This window comes from Phaeobacter sp. HF9A (genome assembly GCF_011806385.1).
Taxonomy (GTDB): domain Bacteria; phylum Pseudomonadota; class Alphaproteobacteria; order Rhodobacterales; family Rhodobacteraceae; genus Epibacterium.
Genome location: NZ_JAATOX010000010.1, coordinates 16,561 through 38,150 on the forward strand (window position 1 = coordinate 16,561; position 21,590 = coordinate 38,150).

17 protein-coding genes are annotated in these 21,590 nt (G+C 62.7%); 8 read left to right on the forward strand and 9 right to left on the reverse strand.

What is annotated here, in order from left to right; translation table 11 throughout:
- Nucleotides 1–105: 105 nt before the first annotated feature.
- Genes pdxA through lptG form a run of 4 tightly spaced genes read right to left on the reverse strand, consistent with a single transcriptional unit; the run spans nucleotide 106 to nucleotide 5,633 of the window.
- A complete protein-coding gene (gene pdxA / locus HCZ87_RS03180; RefSeq protein ID WP_167642326.1) occupies nucleotides 106–1,080 on the reverse strand; it encodes a 4-hydroxythreonine-4-phosphate dehydrogenase PdxA in 975 nt (324 codons plus the stop codon).
- Entirely contained in the window at nucleotides 1,077–2,357 is a 1,281-nt protein-coding gene (locus HCZ87_RS03185; protein WP_167642327.1) for a peptidylprolyl isomerase, read from the reverse strand. Before HCZ87_RS03185 ends, pdxA begins: the two co-directional genes overlap by 4 nt.
- On the reverse strand, nucleotides 2,348–4,543 hold the full coding sequence (locus HCZ87_RS03190) for an LPS-assembly protein LptD (RefSeq protein WP_167642328.1): 2,196 nt from the start codon (nucleotides 4,541–4,543) through the stop codon (nucleotides 2,348–2,350). Before HCZ87_RS03190 ends, HCZ87_RS03185 begins: the two co-directional genes overlap by 10 nt.
- Nucleotides 4,527–5,633 (reverse strand): LPS export ABC transporter permease LptG, encoded by a 1,107-nt coding sequence (lptG, locus tag HCZ87_RS03195; protein ID WP_167642329.1) that lies wholly within the window; start codon nucleotides 5,631–5,633, stop codon nucleotides 4,527–4,529. Before lptG ends, HCZ87_RS03190 begins: the two co-directional genes overlap by 17 nt.
- 429 nt (nucleotides 5,634–6,062) lie before the next feature.
- On the opposite strand from lptG, the gene HCZ87_RS03200 reads away from it, so the two are divergent.
- On the forward strand, nucleotides 6,063–7,535 hold the full coding sequence (locus HCZ87_RS03200; protein WP_167642330.1) for a leucyl aminopeptidase: 1,473 nt from the start codon (nucleotides 6,063–6,065) through the stop codon (nucleotides 7,533–7,535).
- A 7-nt stretch (nucleotides 7,536–7,542) separates the two neighbouring features.
- Complete coding sequence (locus HCZ87_RS03205) at nucleotides 7,543–8,007, forward strand: DNA polymerase III subunit chi (protein WP_167642331.1); 465 nt, start codon at nucleotides 7,543–7,545, stop codon at nucleotides 8,005–8,007.
- Nucleotides 8,008–8,251: 244 nt separating this feature from the next.
- On the opposite strand, the gene HCZ87_RS03210 is transcribed toward HCZ87_RS03205, so the two are convergent.
- From HCZ87_RS03210 to HCZ87_RS03220, 3 genes are read right to left on the reverse strand one after another with little or no spacing between them, the layout of a single operon-like run.
- Entirely contained in the window at nucleotides 8,252–8,833 is a 582-nt protein-coding gene (locus tag HCZ87_RS03210) for a TIGR02281 family clan AA aspartic protease (RefSeq protein WP_167642332.1), read from the reverse strand.
- Nucleotides 8,834–8,880: 47 nt separating this feature from the next.
- Complete coding sequence (locus HCZ87_RS03215; RefSeq protein ID WP_167642333.1) at nucleotides 8,881–9,504, reverse strand: MarC family protein; 624 nt, start codon at nucleotides 9,502–9,504, stop codon at nucleotides 8,881–8,883.
- Nucleotides 9,501–11,375: an ABC-F family ATP-binding cassette domain-containing protein gene (locus HCZ87_RS03220; RefSeq protein WP_167642334.1), complete on the reverse strand. Its 1,875-nt coding sequence runs from the start codon at nucleotides 11,373–11,375 to the stop codon at nucleotides 9,501–9,503. The genes HCZ87_RS03215 and HCZ87_RS03220 overlap by 4 nt, the downstream gene beginning before the upstream one ends.
- A gap of 170 nt (nucleotides 11,376–11,545) precedes the next feature.
- Between HCZ87_RS03220 and HCZ87_RS03225 the strand changes: the two genes are divergently transcribed.
- The 3 genes from HCZ87_RS03225 to ndk all read left to right on the forward strand — a co-directional run bounded on the left by HCZ87_RS03225 (nucleotide 11,546) and on the right by ndk (nucleotide 14,959).
- Nucleotides 11,546–13,138, forward strand: a complete 1,593-nt coding sequence (locus tag HCZ87_RS03225) for a DUF2235 domain-containing protein (protein WP_167642335.1) — start codon at nucleotides 11,546–11,548, stop codon at nucleotides 13,136–13,138.
- Between the two features lie 42 nt (nucleotides 13,139–13,180).
- The gene (locus HCZ87_RS03230) at nucleotides 13,181–14,395 is read left to right on the forward strand and encodes a multidrug effflux MFS transporter (RefSeq protein WP_368484075.1); all 1,215 of its coding nucleotides are present in this window, start codon (nucleotides 13,181–13,183) and stop codon (nucleotides 14,393–14,395) included.
- A 141-nt stretch (nucleotides 14,396–14,536) separates the two neighbouring features.
- Nucleotides 14,537–14,959 carry a nucleoside-diphosphate kinase gene (gene ndk / locus HCZ87_RS03235; protein ID WP_167642336.1) on the forward strand — a complete coding sequence of 141 codons (423 nt, stop codon included), beginning with the start codon at nucleotides 14,537–14,539 and terminating at the stop codon, nucleotides 14,957–14,959.
- Nucleotides 14,960–15,053: 94 nt separating this feature from the next.
- On the opposite strand, the gene HCZ87_RS03240 is transcribed toward ndk, so the two are convergent.
- Complete coding sequence (locus HCZ87_RS03240) at nucleotides 15,054–15,398, reverse strand: TfoX/Sxy family DNA transformation protein (RefSeq protein ID WP_167642337.1); 345 nt, start codon at nucleotides 15,396–15,398, stop codon at nucleotides 15,054–15,056.
- Nucleotides 15,399–15,831: 433 nt separating this feature from the next.
- On the opposite strand from HCZ87_RS03240, the gene HCZ87_RS03245 reads away from it, so the two are divergent.
- On the forward strand, nucleotides 15,832–17,064 hold the full coding sequence (locus tag HCZ87_RS03245) for a mannose-6-phosphate isomerase (protein WP_368484076.1): 1,233 nt from the start codon (nucleotides 15,832–15,834) through the stop codon (nucleotides 17,062–17,064).
- A gap of 411 nt (nucleotides 17,065–17,475) precedes the next feature.
- On the opposite strand, the gene HCZ87_RS03250 is transcribed toward HCZ87_RS03245, so the two are convergent.
- A complete protein-coding gene (locus HCZ87_RS03250) occupies nucleotides 17,476–18,090 on the reverse strand; it encodes a response regulator transcription factor (protein WP_167642339.1) in 615 nt (204 codons plus the stop codon).
- 342 nt (nucleotides 18,091–18,432) lie between these two features.
- On the opposite strand from HCZ87_RS03250, the gene HCZ87_RS03255 reads away from it, so the two are divergent.
- Both HCZ87_RS03255 and HCZ87_RS03260 read left to right on the forward strand, forming a co-directional pair.
- Nucleotides 18,433–18,906, forward strand: a complete 474-nt coding sequence (locus HCZ87_RS03255) for an oxidoreductase (protein WP_167642340.1) — start codon at nucleotides 18,433–18,435, stop codon at nucleotides 18,904–18,906.
- A 95-nt stretch (nucleotides 18,907–19,001) separates the two neighbouring features.
- Nucleotides 19,002–21,422 (forward strand): ATP-binding protein, encoded by a 2,421-nt coding sequence (locus HCZ87_RS03260; protein ID WP_368484077.1) that lies wholly within the window; start codon nucleotides 19,002–19,004, stop codon nucleotides 21,420–21,422.
- Nucleotides 21,423–21,590 lie beyond the last annotated feature (168 nt).

Below are 21,590 nucleotides of genomic sequence, written 5' to 3' on the forward strand. Positions count from 1 at the left end.
CTGGAAAGCGGCAAATGCAGGGAGCTGGCGAAAGCGAGGGGCGCTGCCCCTCGCGCTCCCCGGGATATTTCAGGTTAGAAGAAAGGGGCTGGCGTCTTCCTGGTGTTAACGACTGCGCGCCATGGATTGGGCGAGGCGCAGGGCTTCGATCAGGCTGGAGGGATTGGCAATGCCATGACCGGCGATGTCAAAGGCGGTGCCGTGATCCGGCGAGGTGCGGATGAAGGGCAGGCCGAGGGTGACATTGACGCCCTTGTCAAAGGCCAGCGTCTTGATCGGGATCAGCGCCTGATCATGATACATGGCGATGACCGCATCATAGCGGGCGTGGGCGGCGGCGTGAAACAGCGTATCCGCCGGGTGCGGGCCGGTGAGGGCGAAGCCCTCGGCCTGCATTGCGGCGATGAGGCCCTGCATCCAGTCCAGTTCCTCATGGCCCATGGCGCCGCCTTCGCCCGCATGAGGGTTCAGGCCGGTGAGGGCGATACGGGGGGCCTGCAGGCCAAAGAGCCGGCGCAGCCCCTGATCGGTGATGGTGATCACCTGGCGCAGAAGATCCGGGGTGAGCACCTCAGGGACGCGCGACAGGGGGATATGGATGGTGGCGGGCACCACGCGCAGCTCGGCACTGGCGAGCATCATCACCACGTGATCAACCTCAGCGAGCGCGGCGAGGAATTCGGTGTGGCCGGGGTAGGAAAAATCCGCGCCGTCAATCAGCGCCTTCTTGTGGATCGGGGCGGTGCAGAGCGCGGAGGCATCTTGCCGTTTGACCAGCTCCACGGCGGTCTCGATGGCGCGGATCACGCCGGGCGCATTGCGGGGATCGGCCTGACCCGGTGTCAGATCCCCGTCAAAGGCGAGGGGCAGCACTGGCAGCGCGCTGTCGCAATGGGGGATCGCCTCGGCGGGGTGTGTGACCTCCTTGATCGGCGTGCCGGCGGGCAGGTGCCGGGGATCGCCGATCCAGACAAAGGGGCAGCTGGCGCGCAGTTCGCGCCAGGCGGCAACGGCGATCTCCGGGCCTATTCCGGCCGGCTCGCCACAGGAGAGCGCGATAACCTGTGGCGTGTCACTCATTTGTAGCTGATCCGTGCGTTGGCCTTGAGCTGTTCGACATAGCTTTCGGCGAGGGCGGCGAGACGCTGTTGCAGCAGCGCGTTGGCCACGGTCTGGCGGGCATCTTCCTGCGCGCCCACGACCTCGCTTGTGCGGCCGCAGAGCATGACAAACAGCAGCGTCTGACCATTGTCGCGGGTCACATTGGCGGAGGATTCATTGGCGTCCATCTTGGCCAGTTCCAGTGAGATATCCTGAGGGATGTCGCCGGGGGCCTTGCTGCCACGGAACAAGAGCGCCGGGTCCTTGCCCTTGTTGACCCCGTAAAGGTCATCGCAGGTGTCGATCTTGTCGCGCAGCAGTTTGGCCTCTGCGAGCGCCTCGGGGCTGCGCCCGCCGGGAATGCGATAGGTGGCGTAGTCCAGCGCCGCGTAGCGGGCGCTGCGCCCGTCCACTTCGCGCAGGCCGCGCATCTGGAAAATGGCGATAGCGCCCTGAAGCGGCAAGGGTTCGGTGATCTCGCCCGGTTGCATTTCCAGCACCACGTTTTGCAGCGGCGCGGGCAGCTGGGACAGGGGCAACCAGGGCAGGCGGCCGCTGTCGGTGCGGCTGCTGGATGCGGAGAACTGCGCGGCAGAGGCGGCAAAGGCGGCGGCGGTCTTTACATCTGCAATCTGGGTTGCGAGCTCTTCGACCTGGGCGGCGTTGTTCTGATCATAGGGCAGGATGACCTCGGAGAGCAGCACCTGCACGCTGCCGGTGCCGGCGGATCCCATGGCGCGGTCGATTTCCGCGTCGCTGGGCTGGGCCTGCGCCAGGAAACGGCCCTGGGCATATTCGCGCCAGCCGAGACCGATGGCGGCAAAATCCCGCACGGTTTCGGTGGAGACGCCGCTTTGGTTGAGACGCGAAAGGAATTCCTCAAGCGACATGTTGGTCCGTCCGGCCAGCTCTCGCATGCCTTCGGTGATTTCCTCGTCGCTGAGGGTCAGGCCCGCCTGATTGATGGCGGCGCGCTTGAGACGATCCTCGATCAGGGCCTCTCGGGCCGCTTCGGCCGCGTTCCCCTGGGTTTCACCGAGCACGGTCAGAAACAGTTCGCGCTGCTCCAGCTCATATCGGGTGATCACATCCTCGTTGACGGTGATCGCGGGCGCAAACAGCCCCTGCGCCGCCGCCGGTGTGGCGGAGAGCGTCGGCAGAAAGCTGGTCAGGGCCAGGGCGCCAGCATAGGCAACCGGGCGCGGCCAGGAGGTCAGGGCTTGAAGAACCCGATGGGAAATCTGTTTCAACTGCATGATCGCCTGCTCGTTGTGGTGCCGCTCTTAACGGAGAACCCGTTGAGCGAGAGAGTAAATCCGAAATCGGTCGATGGCTCAACACTTGTGGTCGAGGTATAGCGACGGCTGACCGAGAGGTCGAGGGTAACGCACTCATTCTGATAGGTCAGGCCAATTCCGGTGCGGGTGGCGCGGCTATCGGCAATGTCGTAGCGCACATCGGCCCCCGCGCGCCAGGTGTTCGTCAGCGCATAGCTGCCATCGAGCCAGAGCTCGGAGGTATCGCTGCTGCGGTCTTCTGCCGGGTCCGACTGAAGCCAGAGATAGCTGCCGTAGAGGCTCAGCCGGTCGCGATCCAGATCGCCGCGAAACTCTGCCTTGGAGACCGACCAGGATTCGTCGAGGATCCCGCGCGCGGTGACGGTCAGATTGTTCATGAAATTGACCTGACCGGCCAGAAGGAAATCGGAGCTTTGCCCATCCAGGCCCGAGGTGGCGGTGAAGCCGGGCTGCGCGTCCTCGCGCAAGATCTGCGCAATGGTTCCGGTCGCCGACCAGCCGCGCTCGTCGAAATGGGCGAAATTGACACCATAGACCAGTGCCAGCCCATCTTCGCGCGCGTCGGGTTCGGGAAAGCGTGACAGCGCCAAGAGGTTGCCCTGGTCGAATTCCGAGATATTGCTGGCCTCGTTGGGCACATCATCGCCGCTGACATGGGACCAGCCGATTTGCACGATCGGTTCCAGCAGTTGCGTCGCGCCGGAGGCGGTTTGGCGCAACATCGGGCGGCGGAAGGTCAGCGCCGCCTTTGGGGTGATCCGGCTGACGTCCTGTTGGTAGATGGCATCATCGGAGAGCGCAAAGCTGTCGATCGCCACGCCGGCGGTGGCGCTGGTCTCAACGCCCCAGGGCAGGATCCAGCTGCGCAGCCAGGTTGCATCGGCGGTCAGGCGGGTCACATCACGGCCATTGGCCTCGGTCGCGGTGGCGTCGAGCGTGGATTCGCGGAAAAACTGCGTGCCATTCAGCCGCAGCCGCAATTCACCGCCGATATGCCTGGGAAACAGGCGCTGTTCAAATGTGCCGGTCAGAATGGCGGTGGGCACAAGATCGCCATTTTCTGTATCGCGCAGGGTCTTGTAGTTGTGAATGCTGCCCTGGATCAGCTGATCGCGCTGCACCCGCCAGAGGCTCAGGTCAGAGCGCAGCCGGTCGGCATCCGAGATGTCATAATCGGCGAGATAGCCGTCATCTGATACGGTTTTCAGATCAAAGCGCAGCTTGAAGCCGCGTTGCAGCTCGAAGAGGCCCGTGGCGAAGAGATAGCCGCGATTGTCCTCGGGTTGGATCTCGTCGCGGCTGAAGGCGCCGGAAATCTCGATCTGGCCGTTGCGAAACGCCTGCCGGTAGCGCAGCCCGAGCGAGGTGGCCTTTGCCGCCAGATAGGGCGTGATGGTCAAATCGCGATGGGGGCCAATGGTGACAAAATAGGGCACCTTGACACCAAACCCGAGGTTCGAGGAACTCGACAAGGTCGGGATCAGGAAGCCATCGGCCCGATCCAGCGAGGGATCCGGCAGGCGCAGGCCGGGAAAGTAGAACACCGGGACATTTCGGATCCGCAGCTGCGCGCCCTCGAAATACAGCTGTTTTTCCTCTGCGTCATGGGTCACCCGTTCGGCGCGGATTTGCCAGAGCGGCGGGCGGCCATCGCCACAGACATCACAAGAGGTGACGGCGGTTTTATAGAGCTGAGAATAGCGCCCCTCGACCCGCGTCATCTGCTGGGCCGCGAGCTGGACCTGCTGGTCAAACACCATCCGCGCGCCGCGCAGAATGCCGTTGCGCAGCCCGCTGTCGAGTTCTGCGGCATTGGCCAGAACGGTGACAGAGCCGCCCTGGTCAAGCCGGATCGGCCCGTCGAGCGTCAGCACCCCGCTTTGGCGATCATAGGTGATGCGGCTGGCCTGAAGGCGGATGTTGCCCTGAAAGGCCTCGACATGACCTTCGGCCACCAGCTTGCGATCCGGCGACATGAAGACCTTATCCGCCACCAGCGTGGCGGCGGCGCTCTGATCCTGTGCCGCCACATCGGGTGCATGCAGCGCGGCCGGTGCCGCCAGCATCAGCCCCAGCCAGAGCGGCAGCACGGATGACAGCAGTTTGCTCCGGCGTTTTGTTTTGTAATCAACCGTCTTCGGCATGCAGGAGCAGTCCCATCGTCAGGAGTATTGAGGCAACCGGTGGCGCCCAGGCCGCCAGAAGAACCGGGATTTGTCCGTTTTCACCGAGGATCCGTGCGAAGTTATGGACAAAATAAAGCGTAAAACCCAGCAAGACCGAGGTCAGCACCGCGACGCCGGTGCCACCAAGCCTGGTGTGGCGCATGGTGAATGCGGCGCCGACCAGCACCATCGCCACCAGAAACAGCGGCCGGGCCAGTTCCACCTGGAACCAGACCTGAAAGCGGGTGGTGGAAAACCCCGCCTCATTCAGCGCCGCAATGGTTTGCGGCAGCTCGTAGATCGAAATCCCCTCGGAAAAGCTGATGGTGTCGCGGATGCGCTCATTGGTCAGGGTGGTCGGCAGGCGCAGCTCTTCGAACCGGCGCGCGCCCCGTTCCGGGTTCACCCCCACCACAAGCTGCCAGACCTTGGCGTTGCGCAGCACCCAGTCCTCGCCGTCCAGCCAGGCCTCTTCCGCGAGGATGCGGCGGGTGGGGCCACCATCCGGCGCGTAGCTGAGGATCGAGACATGCGAGAGCACCAGCGAATCCGCGGTCCCCTCGTAATTGGCCGCATGGATGACCGATTGGCCATTCTGCCCGCCCTGACGCAGCCACAGCCCCTCGCCGGTGAGCGACACCGCCGCCGCAGCGCCCGGCTGGCGATAGCTCTCGGCCAAGGATTTATAGCGATTGGCCGTGGCCGCCACGATCGGGTTCAGCGTGGTCACCGCCAGGGCACCAATCACCAGCGCCAGCAGCACCGGCGGCAGCAGCGCCCGGATACCCGAGCGCCCAAACGCGCGGGTCACCACCAACTCGCTGCTGCGGGCCATGCCAACAAACAGCACGATGGTGGTCAGGATCATGATCAAGGGCAGGAAATTGCTCAGCGCAGCCGGTGTGTTCAGCAGCGTCAGCCCCAGAAGCTGGCCCAGGTTCAACCCCTGGGCATCGAACCGGCGGAATTGCTCGCTGAGGTCGATCAGCATCACGAGGCTCATCAACACGCCAGCGATGATGACAAACGACTGGAGAAACCGGCGCGCGTAATAGAGGTCGAGAATCATGCCGCACTCTCCGGCTGCGGGCACATGTTGTGCACCCTGGCACGGCGGGGAATGTCCGTACGGTCATGGATTTTGGAGATCAACAGGCCATCTGCGCGTCCTGCGATGGTGTGCAGGCACGGCTCTTGTGTCCGGCGCCCCCAGATCGGGCGGGACGACGGTCTGGCCCAGGGGCCATGGAACAGCGATATATGCGACAGCGCATATCTGTCGTGGTCTGACACCCGATCCCCCCATAGATCTTGCGCTCTGATTGTGGCGGACCTTAGAGGAATTCAACAGGCGGGAAAACTGCAATCTTCCTTACCTGCTGCGGAACGCGCGTGAAATGGGCGCAGCGGCGGGCCTGCTCTGGTATTCATCGCTGCCAGCGGCTACCTGTTAGGCAAATGGGGTCGTCGCCCCCCGCATCAACTACAGGAGATCTCTATGAGCGCGCTTTGCCCGGTCCGTTTTTCCAGCTTCGATCCCAAGGCCCTCGCCGACGTCAATGGCCATCTGGCCATTCTGGTCACTCCCGAAGGCACCATGGATCAAGCCGCGCGCTCGGCAAATCGCCTGACCAAGGGCGCGGTGGCGCGGCTCATCGCCTCTGATGATTTCGCCAAGGCCAAGACCGGGCAGGTGATCACCCTGGCCTGGCCTGCGGGGCTCGCCGCCGAGGCGCTGCATGTGCTGGTGATGCCGCGTCGTGTCTCGGCCATCGAGGCGCGCAAGGCGGGCGCAAAACTGGCCGAAGCGCGCGGCTCCGCGCCGCTGACCGTGAAGGCCGGGAATATGTCGCGGGCCGCAGATCTGGCGCTGGGGCTGGCGCTGCGCGACTATCGGTTCGACGCGCATAAATCCCAGGACAGCGAGGCCCCGGCCGAGGTGGTCATCTGCCACAACAAACCCGAGGAACTGGCCGAGGCCTATGCGCCGCTTCAGGCGGTCGCCGAAGGCGTGCATATGACCCGCGATCTGGTCAATGAGCCCGCCAATGTGCTGACCACAACCGAATTCGCCGACCGTCTGGCGGAGATGCGCGCTTTGGGGCTTGAGGTCGAGGTGTTGGAAGAAGACGCGCTGGCAGAACTCGGCATGCGCACCCTTCTGGCCGTCGGGCAGGGCTCTGCCAGCCCCTCCAAGGTGGTTGTGATGAAATGGAATGGCGGTGCCGCTGAGGCCGCGCCGCTGGCGCTGGTGGGCAAAGGCGTGGTGTTCGACAGCGGCGGTATTTCGATCAAACCGGCGGCAGGCATGGAAGACATGACCATGGATATGGGTGGGGCCGGCACGGTTGCGGGCACCATGCGCGCGCTGGCGCTGCGCAAGGCCAAGGCCAATGTGGTCGGCCTTGTCGGCCTGGTCGAGAACATGCCCTCCGGCACCGCGATCCGCCCGGGCGATGTGGTGAAATCCATGAAGGGAGACACGGTGGAGATCATCAACACCGATGCCGAGGGGCGTCTGGTGCTCTGTGACGTGCTCTGGTACGCGCAGGAGCGGTTCAAACCCGCCGGGGTGATTGATCTTGCCACGCTGACAGGTGCGATCATCATTGGCCTTGGGCATGAAAACGCGGGCGTTTTCTCCAATGACGACAATCTTTGCGGCGCCTTCCTGAAGGCCGCCGAGGCCGAGGATGAGGGCGCCTGGCGCATGCCGCTCGGCGCCGCCTATGACGAGCAGCTGAAATCGAATGTGGCGGATATGAAAAACGTCGGGGGCCGGCCGGCGGGCTCTGTCACCGCAGCGCAGTTCCTGCAACGCTTCATTCAGGAGGGAACGCCCTGGATCCACCTCGATATCGCCGGGGTGGCGTCGGTCAAGAGCAATACGGCCTATGCGCCCAAGGGCGCCACGGGCTGGGGCGTGATGGCGCTGAACCGTCTGGTGCAGGACATGTTTGAAGCAGAGTGATCGCGCTATGGGAGCCGCCTATTTCTATCACCTGACCCAAAAGCCCTTGCAGGCAACCCTGCCGGTGCTGCTGGAAAAGGCGCGCGGCGCGGGCTGGCGGGTCGCGGTCCGGGGCCGCGACCCCGACCGCCTGGCCTGGCTCGATGAGGCGCTGTGGCTGGGCGGAGATGCGAGTTTCCTGCCGCACGGATGCGCAGGTGGCCCCCATGATGCCTTGCAGCCGATCTTGCTGACCACCTCCGCGACCGCAGCCAATACACCGGTCTGCGTGATGAGCATCGACGGGGCGGAGGTCGCCCCCGAAGAGGTCCAGGCGCTTGAGCGGGTCTGTATCCTGTTTGATGGCACCGACCCGGAGGCCGTACAACAGGCGCGAGGACAGTGGAAAACGCTGACCGCCGCCGGTTGCGCGGCGCAATATTGGTCCGAAGAGTCGGGCCGCTGGGAAAAGAAAGCCGAAAGCGCGGCATGAAGTGAGGGGCGCTGCCCCTCCTGGCCGATGGCCAATTCACCCCGGGATATTTCGGGTTAGAAGAATATGGCGGCACAAGACAATATTAACCTTGATCTGCTTTTGTTCTTCTTGCGGTACAGGCTGGGAAGCCGATGGCCGTGTTAGGAGAAGGCCTGCCGCCAGCGCTGTGTTCGGGGCGGCAGGTTTCGCATTCTTCTAACTCAAAATATCCCCGCCGGAGGCACGTGCCGTCAGGCGCGTTTCAACGGGTTAGGATCAACTCGTTGTTGCGGATCTCAAAGCCGGAGTAGCGCTGAAGATAGCCCATTCCGAGGAGCGATTGTTCCAGAGCGCCCTTGTTCACCCAGGCGGTGACGTCTTGATCGTGAATTGGGCCCAGAACCACACTGTCCAGGTTGACGCGCGCGGTTTGGACTTCGCCATTTGCGGTGGTGGCGCGATCAAGATAGGCGAGATCCTGCGGATCAATCCCCACCCGCCTTGCGTCCCGCGCGTTCAGAACCATTTCGCTGGCTCCGGTATCCACCAGGAAGGTCACCGGCGTGTCGTTGATGGTCAGGGTGAGGTAATAATGCCCGTCGCGCGCCCGTGGGACCGCGATCTGGCCGGTATCTGACATCACTGCCTGCTGCCGCACCATGGTGCCGCGAATGTCTTCCCAGAGACCATAGGCGGCAATCACGCCAAGGAAGATCAACACCCAGATCGCCAGCTGCTGCGCGGTCTTGCCCAGGGATTGCCGGTTTTGCACAAACACCCAGGAGCCGATCACGGCAAGCATGAGCACCAGATAGATCATATGGCCGATATCATCGGATGTCATTGGCACTGTCCTCCTGAACCGGAGCTAGGTCTTGCCGGACAGGATGTCTAGCCCGCAAAGCCAAATGCGCGCAGCCCATCCAGCACGAATTGCACCGAGAGCGCCGCAAGCAGCATCCCCAAGAGCCGGGTGGCGACATTGATGCCGACGGGGCCCAGAATACGCTCGACCAGGCTGGACATAAGGCAGAGCACCAGCAAAACCGCGATCACAGCCACCAGGATCGCCATGACCGAGAGAAAGCCCTCAACGCCCGGGTGCTGACCGGAGAGCAGGATCACGGTGGCAATTGCGCCGGGGCCGGCAATCAGCGGGATCGCCAGGGGAAAGACCGAAGGGTCATCTGCGGGCGTGATCTCATCGCCCTGGTGCTGGCGCCGCGCAGTGCGACGTTCAAACAGCATGTCCAGCGCGGTGAGGAACAACAGCACGCCACCCGCGACGCGGAAGGCCGGCATGGAGATACCGATAAAGCCCAGCACGCTTTCGCCAAACAGGGCAAAGACCGCAAGGATGCAAATCCCGGTGAGCGAGGCCCGCAGGGCTATGGCCCGGCGCTGTCGAGCGGACATGCCTTGCGTGAGCGCCACGAAGACCGGCGTCAGCCCGATCGGGTCGATGATGACAAAGAGCGTCACAAAAGACGTAATCAGGAAGCTTTGCTCGATCATGAGGCCTCCGCGATTTCCAGCTGCTCCAGCGCCTCCATCCAGAGCGCCTCTGCCCGGGCCAGGGCTTCGATACACTCGGCGTGTTTCTTCTGCCAGACGGCGCGGTCGGACTGCTTTTCCTTCTCATAGAGAGCGGGATCGGCGAGTTTTTCATCGAGCTTTTCGCGCATCTCGGTGAGTTTTTCGACACGGGCCTCGGATTTGCGCACATCGGCACGCAGGGTCGCCAGACGGTCGCGCATGGCCCGTTTGGGCTTGGGCGCGTCTTGCGGCTCCGCTTTTGCTTTGGGCGTGGCCTTGGTGGCGGGTTTGTCACGCGCCAGCAGCAGGCTGCGGTAGCTCTCCAGATCGCCATCATAGGGATTTACCGTGCCGTCAGAGACCAGCCACAGGCGGTCGGCGACCAGGCTCAGCAGGTGCATATCGTGGCTGACCAGAATGACAGCGCCGGAATAGGCGGTCAGCGCCTCGACCAAGGCTTCGCGGCTCTCGATGTCCAGGTGGTTGGTCGGCTCGTCGAGGATCAGCATATGCGGCGCGTCGAGCGTGGCCAGAAGCAGGCTCAGCCGTGCCTTTTGCCCACCCGAAAGGCGTCCGACCTTGGTTTCGGCCTGCGCCGCGCCAAGCCCAAAACCCGCAAGCCTGGTGCGCCATTTGCCCGGGGCCTCATGCGGGCGCAGGCGGCGCAAATGATCCAGCGGCGTTTCATCCACATAGAGCTCGTCCACCTGATGCTGGGCAAAATAGCCGATCCGCAGCTTGGAGGAGCGTACCATCTTGCCCGCCATCAGCGGCAGCCGGTCCGACAGCAGCTTGGAGAGGGTCGATTTGCCCTGACCGTTCTTGCCCAAGAGCGCGATACGGTCGTCCTGGTCAATACGCAGGTTCAGCCGTTTTAGCACCTCGACCTCGCCGTAACCGGTGATGCCGCCCTCGATCTGGATGATCGGCGGTGACATTTCCTCGGGCTCGGGGAAGGTGAAGGCGCGCATGGCGGCCTCTTGCGGGGTGGAGATCGGTTTCAGCTTCTCGATCATCTTCAGGCGCGATTGCGCCTGTTTCGCCTTTGAGGCCTTGGCGCGGAAGCGATCCACGAAGCTTTGCAGATGCGCGCGCCGGTTGTCCTGCTTGCGGGCCTCGGACTGGGCCACGGCGATGCGGGCGGCGCGGGTTTCGGCAAAGGTATCGTAGGGTCCCTGATAGAGCGTGAGCTTGCGGTCCTCCAGATGCAGGATCGCCCCCACCGCACGATTGAGCAGCCCACGGTCGTGGCTGACGATCAGCACCGTATGCGGGTAGCGCGCGATATAGTTTTCCAGCCAGAGCGCGCCTTCCAGATCAAGATAGTTGGTCGGCTCGTCAAGCAGCAGGAGATCCGGCTGGGCAAAGAGCACGGCGGCAAGGGCCACCCGCATCCGCCAGCCGCCGGAGAAATCGGAACAGGGGCGCAGCTGGTCGGCATCGTCAAAGCCCAACCCCTTGAGGATCGAGGCAGCGCGGGCCTCGGCCGACCAGGCGTCGATATCCGCAAGCCGGGTCTGGATCTCGGCGATGCGGGTGCCATCGGTGGCTGTTTCGGATTCCGCCATCAGCTCGGCGCGCTCGGTATCGGCGGCCAGCACCGTATCGACCAGCGAGGTCTCGGAGGAGGGCACCTCCTGAGCGACACCGCCAATACGCGCCTTGGACGGCAGCGAGATGGAGCCGGTCTCCAGCGCCAGCTCGCCCCGGATCAGGCGGAACAGGGTGGATTTGCCGGTGCCATTGCGGCCCACGACGCCGACCTTGTGGCCGGTGGGAATGTTAGCGGAGGCCTCTTCCAGCAATGGGCGGCCTTCGACGGAATAGGTGATGGTGTCAATCTTGAGCATGGCTCTCTCATGTCGAAAGCGGCGGGAGGGGTCAATCACTATCCGTGCTATTCCGGGGCGCAGGCTTGGCTGTGTCGCGATCTGTGCTAGGCTCTGCCTTGTATTGAAGGGCGGCGCGCCGGGCGTGCGGCATGATTTTTCGGTTTTTATTTTAGTTGAGGAATAGTGATATGCGCAGATTGGTTGTCTGTTGTGACGGGACCTGGAACACGCCGGATCAGAACCGAGATGGTTTGCCCACGCCCACCAATGTGGTGAAGCTGCATTCGCTGGTGGCAGCGCAAGACAGCGCAGGCGTGCAGCAGATCCCCTATTATCGCGCCGGGGTCGGCACCTCTGGCGGCATCATTCGCCGCGCGCTGGGGGGCGCTATTGGGCGCAATCTCGAAGACGACATCATGAGCGCCTATAAGTTCGTTGCCGAAACCTATGCGCCGGGGGACGAGATCTTCCTCTTTGGGTTCAGCCGGGGCGCTTACACGGCGCGCAGCCTTGCGGGCATGATCTCGAACGTGGGGCTGGCGGATCTGCGGCCCGATCATCTGTCGCCTTATGAAGATCCCTGGCAGGTGGTGAAGAAGCTGATGACCCGCTATCAGTTCAACAAGGCCGACGCGCCCGAGACAGGGCTGCGGGCCAGGCTCTTGCAGCCGCGTCCCGTTGGGGTGGTCAAATTCCACGATCCGGCGCAGATCGGTTTTCGTTTTATCGGGGTCTGGGACACCGTCGGCGCGCTGGGCATTCCCGACGATCTGGCCTTCCTGCGCTGGGTGCTGGGGGATCCGCTCAAGCTGGGTTTCAAGGATACCGCATTGGGGGGCAATGTCGTCTGCGCCCGGCAGGCATTGGCGATGGACGAGCGGCGGGTGGATTTCGCGCCGACGCTCTGGACGGAATGGGCGCCCGACCAGGACGTGGAGCAACGCTGGTTTCCCGGTGTGCATGGAAACGTCGGTGGCAGCTACGCCGAGACCGGCCTGGGCGATCTGACCCTGCAATGGATGTTGGAGGAGGCCCAGGCCAACGGGCTGGCGCTGCGGGATATGGTGCCGGGGCAGTTGCAGCCCAACGCCTTTGCGCCGCGTCATGATTCCCTGCTTGGCGGCTTCCAGAAACGCCCCAGCCGCCCGCGCGCGGTGCCAGAGGTGATAGATCGCGAGGGGGTGATCGCTGATTGGCTCAGCCGCACCACTTTTGACGACTCCGTGCTCACACGTCATCGCTCGCCGCCGCCGGGAGAGGCGCAGTATTGGCCAACGCGGACCTTGCAGCCGGGCGAGAGCTGCAAGACCTACGCCCATGCGCGGATCAAATGGAATGCGACCGGGATTTTTCTCGAAAACAAAGGCACCTATGCGGTGCGCGCCCCAGGGGAATGGAAGGATGCCGCAATTGTCGCAACGGCGGATGGCGCGCGTGAGGGGGTCCATCTTGGCAAGCTGGCCTATGGGCTGGCCGCGATACCGGAAGCGATGCGTCGGCTGTGGCGCTCCGTCGAGCGGTTTCGCAATGCCGATCTTCCCTTGACCAGACGCGTCGATGACGCGCCGTGGTTTGCCCTGATCGGGGTTATTGCCAACGGGCAGGGGGCCAGCGAAACCGGCGCGGGGCTGGAACAGCACGAGGTGCAATGCCTTGGCTCTGATATGCAGTTCACGGTGAACAAAGGCAGCGGCTATCTCTATCTCTTTGCCAATGATGCCTGGCGGACCTATGGCAACAATGCTGGCAGTCTTTTGGTTGAAATCACCCACCTGTCCTGACAGCTTTGCTCCGTTGCCCATTGCGATGATCGGATACCCAGAGTGAAAGTCCCAGCCGCCCGCACGCCACCGACCCTGGTCACCTTGACGCTTGCGACCGGGCTGTCGGTGCTGGCGCTGAATATGTTCCTGCCCTCCTTGCCCCATATCGCAGCGGAGTTTCAGGTCGATTACGCGCTGGCGAATCTGTCTGTCGGCGCATTTCTGGCGATCTCGGCGGTTATGCAGGTGCTGGTCGGCCCGCTGTCGGATCGCTTTGGGCGGCGTCCGGTGATGCTCTGGGCACTTGTGCTGTTTACCCTGGCCTCCTTCGGGACGGCGCTTGCCAGCAATATCTGGGTCTTTCTCGGGTTTCGTCTGCTCCAGAGTGCCGCTGTGGTCGGGTCGGTCGTTCCCCGGGCGGCTGTGCGCGACCTCTATGACACCCGCGAGGCGGCCAGTCGGCTGGGCTATGTGACCATGGCCATGGCGCTCGCGCCGATGCTGGGGCCGATGTTTGGCGGCTGGCTCGACATGCTGTTTGGCTGGCGCGCGGCTTTTTGGCTCTATCTGGCGCTGGGCGGCGGGGTGCTGGCGCTGGTTTGGGTGGATTTTGGCGAAACCAATCATAGCCGCAGCGCCAGTGTCATGACCCAGATGCGGCGCTATCCGCTCTTGTTCAGCTCGCGCCGCTTCTGGGGCTATAGTGTCTGCATGGCGTTCTCTATCGGTGGCTTCTTTGCCTTCATCACCGGTGCGCCGATGGTGGCGCAGGCCTGGTTCAACATGAACAGCGCCTGGGTGGGCCTTGGCATCGGTATCATCACCGGCGGCTTTATGGTGGGCAATCTTGTCTCTGCCCGGTTGAGCCTGCGGGTGCCGCTCTTGACGCTGATCCTCTGGGGGCGCAGCTGCGCCGTGCTGGGGCCGAGCCTGGGGCTGTTGCTGTTTTATGCCGACCTAGGCAGTGCTGTGACCTTTTTCGGCTGTGCCGTCGCGGTGGGGTTTGGCAATGGGCTGACCATGGCCAATGCCAGCGCCGGACTGATGTCGCTGCGCCCCGAGCTAGCTGGCAGCGCGGCGGGGCTTTCGGGGGCGCTGGGCGTTGCGGTCGGGGCGGTGCTGACCACGCTGACCGGCCTCAGCGTCACTGCACAAAATGCGCCTTTCGCGGTCTTTACGATCATGCTGGGGGCGGCGATCCTGGCGCTGGCGGCGGTGCTCTATACGCGCTGGGCGGATCAGGCCTCGCCACTGGAGGTCGGGGCCGCAGAGTGAGCCCGGCACCGGCACCCCGATCCGCCGCGTTGGCGGGCAGCCCGGCGTTTCTTTGGGGCTTTAAAAATCTTCGAGGCCATGCTACCGCCCGCGACAAAGGAAGCCGGGCATTGTGCCCGGTCAATCAGACGGAGCATACCCATGGCCTTGGAACGCACCTTTTCGATCATCAAACCCGACGCAACCCGCCGCAACCTGACCGGCGCAATCAACGCCAAATTCGAAGAAGCCGGCCTGCGCATCGTTGCGCAAAAGCGCATCCACCTGACCAAAGCGCAAGCAGGCAAATTCTACGAAGTGCACGCCGAGCGTCCCTTCTATGACGAACTGTGCGAATTCATGTCCTCCGCTCCCATCGTCTGCCAGGTTCTGGAAGGCGAAGGTGCCATCGCGAAAAACCGCGAAATCATGGGCGCCACCAACCCGGCGGACGCCGCTCCCGGCACCATCCGCGCCGAGTTCGCGGAATCCGTTGGTGAAAACTCCGTGCACGGTTCCGACGCGCCGGAAACCGCAGCCGTGGAAATCGCCTATTTCTTCTCGGGTCTGGAACTGGTCGGCTAAGCCCACCACTCAGATCTTAGCAGATCAAAGCCGTCGCATGTGTCATGCGGCGGCTTTTTTTGTTCGCATATGCATGGCGCGGCGCGGTCGCACCCTAGGATTTGGCGGCGGATTTGGCCGGGATCACACCGATTTCGTCCAGAATGGCTTCAAAGGCGGAGCGCTCCTTGTCAAAGGATTGCGCCTTGATCGCGTCAAAGCGCTTGCGCAGGGCTTTCTTCTCCTCGCCCTTGCAATCGTTCCAGGGGCGGCCCTGCAAACCCATCACCAACACGTAGTAGCCGATGAAATGTGGCTTTGAGCCGGATCGCAGCAATTGCGCATAGGCCGCATCCGCCCCGAGCGCGCGCAGCTCCTCGGCGGATTGAATGCCCGCCCGCGCGCAGGAGGCTTCAAACGCGGGACCAAGATTGCGGATGCTGGAAACGGGTGTGCTCATCTCGCCAGATTTAGCCCAAAGCAGGCTGCGCGTCAGCCCTGGAATGTCGCGAAGCAGACGGAGCGGATCACTTGGATCTTCGAGGTGGGTGATTCTCGCAAAACTTGGTTAATGATTCCAAGTGGTTGTCGGAATCATGGTTAACAAACGTTAGCGTTTCAAAGACGAAATAATGTTACCTCTAATTCCTGTAAATTTGTGACCCGGCGAGGGGGACGACCTATCCCAAAGACGTGTCTCTATCCTTTCGCAATGGGCGCGAAGACGGATGGATAGGGGATGTTGTGCGCCGGTTTGTATAAGTTTGTACACAACGGAATGCCAAGCAATCGAGGTTCCCATGCTGCACCCCATCATTCTCGCCGGAAGCGCTGATCAGCCCAGAGAACATGCAGCTGGTCTTTGCCCTTTGCACTTTGAAAATGCGCCGGGCGTGCCCAGCCGTTTCGAGGCTTTGCTGCATACGTTTTCCGGCGATGTTTTTGCCCCGCCGGTGGTTGTAACCCCCTTGGAGCATGGCCCCCTTGCCAGCCAGCAGCTGGAGGCATCTCCCGGCGCCAAACTGATCCTGGAGCCTGAGCGGCACAAGCCCGCCGCAGCCTTCCTGAGCGCGCTTTTTGCGCTTGAGGCAAGCCCGCAGGCGCTGGTGGTTGTCGCCCCCGCGTCGGCGCAGTTCGAGGATCTGGGCTTGCTTGATACCGCCCTGTGCCATGCCATTCCGGCGGCGCAGCGCGGCGAGATTGTCGCGCTGGGAGAGCGCAGCACACGCGGCTATACCGGCCACGGCGCCTTTGACGTGGCCTGCCTGCCGCGCGACAATGCCCCGGTGGCGGTGACCCGGGTGCAGCCAAGCCGCCGCCACGCCTCCCTAAGGTCGCTGTTCCAGAGCAATCATCAGCTCTGGGGGCTGGGTGTCTACGTCGCCCGCGCTGATGTGCTGCTGGCGGCCTTCAAACATCACGCAAGCCGGTTGTTCCTGCCGGTGCAACATGCCAGCCAGCAGGCCGCTGCCCTGGGCGATGCGATGTTGCTGGACAATCACGCCTATCGCCGGGTGCGGGATGTGAGTTTTGAACGTGCCGTGGCGCAACAGGTGGATAATCTGGTTGCAGTTCAGGTGGATCCCTCCTGGAGCCTGCTGAACGACTGGGCGCGGGACGCGGCAGAGGAACAGGCACCGTCCAATCCCGAGGTCGCCGCCTGGGATGCCGATTTGACCGCCGATCAGGCCCATCACGTCCCTCATCAACACGCCGCGGATATGATGGCGATCTATGCCAGTGTCGCCGCCGCAACAGAGGAGGACGGGATTTCCTCCCGGCGTTCGTCTCATGCCTGGGGCAGCCGTGAAACGCTGGCCATGGGGCCGGGGTTTTCCTTGCAGCGGCTGATTGTCAATCCGGGCGCGAGCGTCACCCTCAGCGCTGGCGCAGGCACCCCGGAGCATTGGGTCGTCGTACAAGGTGCGGCCCTGCTTACCCTAGGCCAGCAGGTCCGCATGCTCTGGGAAAGCCAGAGCGCCCGAATCCCGGCAGGACGGGATCGGCGCATTGAAAACCCGGGCTCCGGCGTCTTGCAGCTGGTCCAGTTGAACGTCTCTGCCCTCAATAAGGGCGGGTCGGCCACGGGTACAGATCGGAATTCTTCCCCCGCCGGCGTTGCGTAACCCCCCCCCCTCTTGCCTCACCGCAACACCGGCTCTTGACGTCCCGCGCGCCCACGCGGGGCGTCCTTTTGTGTTGAGGGCTGCGGCCTGCGGATGAGGGCCGTTTGCGAGCCGCGGATATCGACCGGGCGCAAGACGCCGATGGAGTTCGCAGGTTTTGCGCGCGGCGTGACAAGAGGAAGGCTTTGCCCCTGGCCAGTTGCGGCTCTGGAAAGGGCCGGGGCTGGTCGCGTTGCTCTTCATCCTGCATCCGCCTCTGGTACAGCCAGCGCCTTGCGGCGCTTACAGGTCTTCGCGCCTTGGGCAGCCGGGGCGTTGGGGGGGCGCATTGGGATCTGGATCATGGGGGCGACAAAAAACCCTTCGACAGGATCGAAGGGTTTTTGCGAAAGTCAGCGGTCTTTTTCGGGGTCAGAACAGCCCGGCTTCTTTTGCGGTCATTGCAGCCTGGGTGCGGTTCTTGGCGTCGAGCTTGCGACACAGGGTGCGCACATGCAGCTTGATGGTCACTTCCTGAAGATTCAGATCGCGGGCGATTTCCTTGTTGGATTGGCCGCGGCACAGACCGCTGAGCACTTCGACTTCACGCGGGCTGAGCTGTGCGATCAGCGGATGGGCGGACGCGGCGGCCTCCTGGCGCATCAGTTCCACCGGAACATAGATTTCACCGGCGCTCATGAAACGGACCGCGTTCAGCAGCGATTGCGCTCCCATCGTCTTGGGGATGAATCCGATCGCCCCGGCATCAAGCGCCTCTTGCGCGGTGCGGGTCGGCGCGCTGCCGGAAAGGATCGCAACCCCGCCGCCGCCATTTGCCTTCAGGGCGCGTTGCAACCCATCCAGACCGTTCATCCCGGGCATGTTGTAGTCCAAGAGCACCAGGTCATAAGGACCGCTGCCTTCGATTTCCTTGAGTGCGCGCGGCAGGTCCGTTGTCGTGGTGATTTCCGCACCGCCCTCTGATGTCAGATAGGCCGAGATTGTATCCCGTACCATGTCGTGGTCATCTGCCAGAAGAATACGCATGTTGCCGTTTAACCTGTTTTCACTGTTCGATGTCGATCCTACAGGGCCAAACGTTTCTAATCTATCAACTTCGGCGTTAAAATTCGGATCGAAGGTGGCGTAGGCATAACTCATGGTGCACTCCCGTACTCTCAAACGCCGCAACAAAGGCCGGCTGATCTTACTTTAATCTACTTGTGTCGGGGCAGGGTGGTGGAAACAGCTTACCCGAGGGCGACGCAGTTTACCGATATTATACGAAAGTCTAGGAAACTATACACAGGCGCTCATGCTGACGCGTCTTCGTTGTGTCAATATCTCGGTGGCCTGATTGGGGGCCGGATTGACTTAGGAGCTAATTGTATGAAACGCCTGTTTGCCGCCGCTGCGCTGCTTTTCACCTGCCTCTTCTCCCTTCCTGTCGTTGCTTCCGGCGGTGACGTGCTGCTGACGGTGCGCAGCGGGGACGCCTCGTTTGAATATACGCTTGAGGATCTGCGCGCGCTTGGTGACCGCGAAATCAAGACCACGACGATCTGGAGCGATGGCGTGCAAACCTTTGTCGGCGTGCCGCTGGATACGCTGATGTCTCATATCGGGGCGCAGGATGGCGCGCTTGAGGCGGCGGCGGTCAATGACTACGCGGTGGAGATCCCCATGTCGGATGTGCGCCCCGGCGGACCGATGATTGCCTATATGCGCAATGGCGCCACGATGTCGCTGCGCGACAAGGGGCCGCTCTGGATTGTCTACCCTTACGACAGCGGGGCCGAGTTCCGCACCGAGGAAGTCTATTCCCGCAGCATCTGGCAGTTGAACAGAATAACCGTAAAGTAACCCTCCCTCCGTTGGGCTGATATTCAGGAGCTATCCGGTCTTTGAGACGCCTCACGCTACCGAACCTGCATCGCTGGCTGATATCAGGTGCCGCCGTGGTCTTGACACTGCTGGCGGTCCAGGCGTTTCGGCTTGGCAACAATGTGCAGAACCGGATCGAGGCGTTGTCAACCGCGGCGACGGACAACCTGCAATGGACCCTGTCCCAGGCCGAAGTCGATTATCTGAAGTATCAGCAGGCGGCGATCCTGACTGCGGGGCCCGGCGATCTGCCGTTGTTGCGCAGGCAGTTTGACATTTACTACAGCCGGATCGTGACCTTTCAGGAGAGCGCGCTTTATGCCGGGATCCGCGAAACCGAAGACGGCGGCCGCACGCTTGAACGGCTGCGCGAGGGGTTGCATCAGCAGGCGGCTTTGATTGACGCCAGCGACGATGTGCTGCTGGCGCGGCTCGATGATCTGCGAAAGATGGTTGAAAGCGATGGCGCGGAGGTGCGGGACCTCGCCCTGATGGGGGTGGTGATCCAGGCGGAGACGGCAGGCGCCGAACGGGTGCTGTTGCACCGCCTGTTCCTGAGGCTGAGCTTCGTCGTCGGCACGCTGTTGCTGGCGCTTGCAACGACGGCTTTGCTGATCTTGCTGCTCTATCGCCGTGGTCAGCGGCTGGCGGCCTTGCAGGCAACCGAGGCGGCCCGAACCGAGGCGATGGTCACCTCTTCGCTGGATGCCATCCTGATGGCGGATAAGCGCGGCCGGATCACCGCGTTCAACGGCGCGGCGGAACGTATCTTTGCCTATTCCGCCGAAGAGGCCAAGGGCATGCCGATCAATGCGCTGATCTCGTTGGATCCGGATATCATGTCGGCCCAGAGCCGGCTTGAAGAGGCAATGGGCGGCGATGACCGTATTCAGCTGACCGCCACCCGCAAGACCGGAGAAATCCTGCCGGTCGAAGTCTCCTTGAAGGTCAGTAAATCCAGCGGCCACCAGGTCTTGGTCAGCTATGTGCGCGACATCTCCAACCGCCTTCGCGCCGAGGAGGATCTGCGCCGCGCCCGCGACGAGGCGCTCGCCGGAGAACGGGCCAAGGACAAGCTGCTGACGGTGATGAGCCACGAGATGCGCACCCCGTTGACGGGCATCCTCGGTTCGCTGGATCTGCTGGAAGACATGCAGCCTTCGCCGGAGCAACGGAAATACCTACAGGCCATGCGCGTTTCGGGCGAATTGCTGTTGCATCATGTCAATGATGTGCTGGAGCTGTCACGGCTGGAAGCCGGCGCCGAACCCGAAGAGGCCCGGCCCTTTGATCTCAATGAGCTTGTCACCGGCCTGGTGGACAGTCAAAAGGCCAACGCGCTGAAAAACAACAATGAACTCAGCATCTATTGCAGTCTTGGCGATAACGACGGGGTGTTGGGGCAGGCGCGCAGTGTGCAGCAGGTGCTGCTGAACCTGGTGGGCAATGCGATCAAATTCACCCGTGACGGCGCGATCTCGGTGGATGTGATCCGGGGCGAGGGCGATCTGGTTGAATTCAGCGTGGCGGATACGGGCAAGGGGATCGGCGCCGAAGATCTGGAGCGTATTTTCGACGATTTCATCATGCTCGACCCAAGCTATAAACGCGGCAGCGAGGGCACCGGCCTGGGTCTGGCGATCTCGCAGCGGCTGGTGCATCGGATGGGGGGCGAAATCGCCTGCGAAAGCGAGCTTGGCGAGGGCAGTATCTTCAGTTTCTCGGTGCCCTTGCCCCCCGCGTCGCTGCGCGATCACCAGGCTGTCGTGGTTCAGGAAACCCGGGCACAGGCGCGCAATCTCCTGGTCATCGAGGACAATGACATCAACCGGTTGCTGTTGGAAAAGATGCTGAGCGACCTTGGTCATTGCGTGGTCACTGCCAGCGGCGGCGCAGAGGGCTTGTCGTTGGTCGAAGCCCATGATTTTGACCTGATCCTCACCGATATCAGCATGCCCGAAGTCGACGGCATGGAGGTGCTGCGCCGCATACGGGCTGAGCGATTGGCCGATGATATCGAGGTTGTCGCGCTGACAGCCCATGCCGCCGCCGAAGATCATGCCCGCATTCTTGACGCGGGCTTTGCCGAGGTCTTGACCAAGCCGATCAACCGCGCGGCCCTGGGCGATCTGGTGGTGCGCCGCAGCCGAGGGCAGGGCGCGGTTGTGGATCACGCCCCCCGCGAGGGTGAGTCCGACCTTGCACAGTTCGTCCAGGCGGTGGGCCCCGAGAAAGCGCAGCATTTCCTGTCGGTGTTTCGAAGCGACGTGAAGATCCTGAGCGACGCATTGGGGCAAAGCGCAGAGCTGACAGAGGATCATCGACAAGAAGCCCATCGCCTCGCCGGATCCGCCGCCGTCCTGGGGCTGGCAGAGCTACGTGCGTGCATGCTGGAGATAGAGCAGGCAAACACCAATGCCGTCCCCTCCTTGGAGGGGTTCAATAGGGCCTGGCAGTCCGCCGATACCATGTTGGCAGGCTTCGTGGGCGCCTAGGACCAAAGCCCTCGGCGCGAATGAAGCGCCGGTGAGACCCGTATTATCAAGAATCAAAAGGACACCCTAAAAAGGCAGGGTGGTTCTTTGCGAGACAATAGCCCCGAGGTGCAGGTTTGTGGAAGGACACCGAGATCAATTTCCGACAGAACGATTATGTCATCTACT

Coding starts and splice junctions, on each gene's coding strand:
- pdxA (WP_167642326.1), bottom strand. CDS start 1,080: ATGAGTGACACGCCACAGGTTATCGCGCTCTCCTGTGGCGAGCCGGCC.
- HCZ87_RS03185 (WP_167642327.1), bottom strand. CDS start 2,357: ATGCAGTTGAAACAGATTTCCCATCGGGTTCTTCAAGCCCTGACCTCC.
- HCZ87_RS03190 (WP_167642328.1), bottom strand. CDS start 4,543: ATGCCGAAGACGGTTGATTACAAAACAAAACGCCGGAGCAAACTGCTG.
- lptG (WP_167642329.1), bottom strand. CDS start 5,633: ATGATTCTCGACCTCTATTACGCGCGCCGGTTTCTCCAGTCGTTTGTC.
- HCZ87_RS03200 (WP_167642330.1), top strand. CDS start 6,063: ATGAGCGCGCTTTGCCCGGTCCGTTTTTCCAGCTTCGATCCCAAGGCC.
- HCZ87_RS03205 (WP_167642331.1), top strand. CDS start 7,543: ATGGGAGCCGCCTATTTCTATCACCTGACCCAAAAGCCCTTGCAGGCA.
- HCZ87_RS03210 (WP_167642332.1), bottom strand. CDS start 8,833: ATGACATCCGATGATATCGGCCATATGATCTATCTGGTGCTCATGCTT.
- HCZ87_RS03215 (WP_167642333.1), bottom strand. CDS start 9,504: ATGATCGAGCAAAGCTTCCTGATTACGTCTTTTGTGACGCTCTTTGTC.
- HCZ87_RS03220 (WP_167642334.1), bottom strand. CDS start 11,375: ATGCTCAAGATTGACACCATCACCTATTCCGTCGAAGGCCGCCCATTG.
- HCZ87_RS03225 (WP_167642335.1), top strand. CDS start 11,546: ATGCGCAGATTGGTTGTCTGTTGTGACGGGACCTGGAACACGCCGGAT.
- ndk (WP_167642336.1), top strand. CDS start 14,537: ATGGCCTTGGAACGCACCTTTTCGATCATCAAACCCGACGCAACCCGC.
- HCZ87_RS03240 (WP_167642337.1), bottom strand. CDS start 15,398: ATGAGCACACCCGTTTCCAGCATCCGCAATCTTGGTCCCGCGTTTGAA.
- HCZ87_RS03250 (WP_167642339.1), bottom strand. CDS start 18,090: ATGCGTATTCTTCTGGCAGATGACCACGACATGGTACGGGATACAATC.
- HCZ87_RS03255 (WP_167642340.1), top strand. CDS start 18,433: ATGAAACGCCTGTTTGCCGCCGCTGCGCTGCTTTTCACCTGCCTCTTC.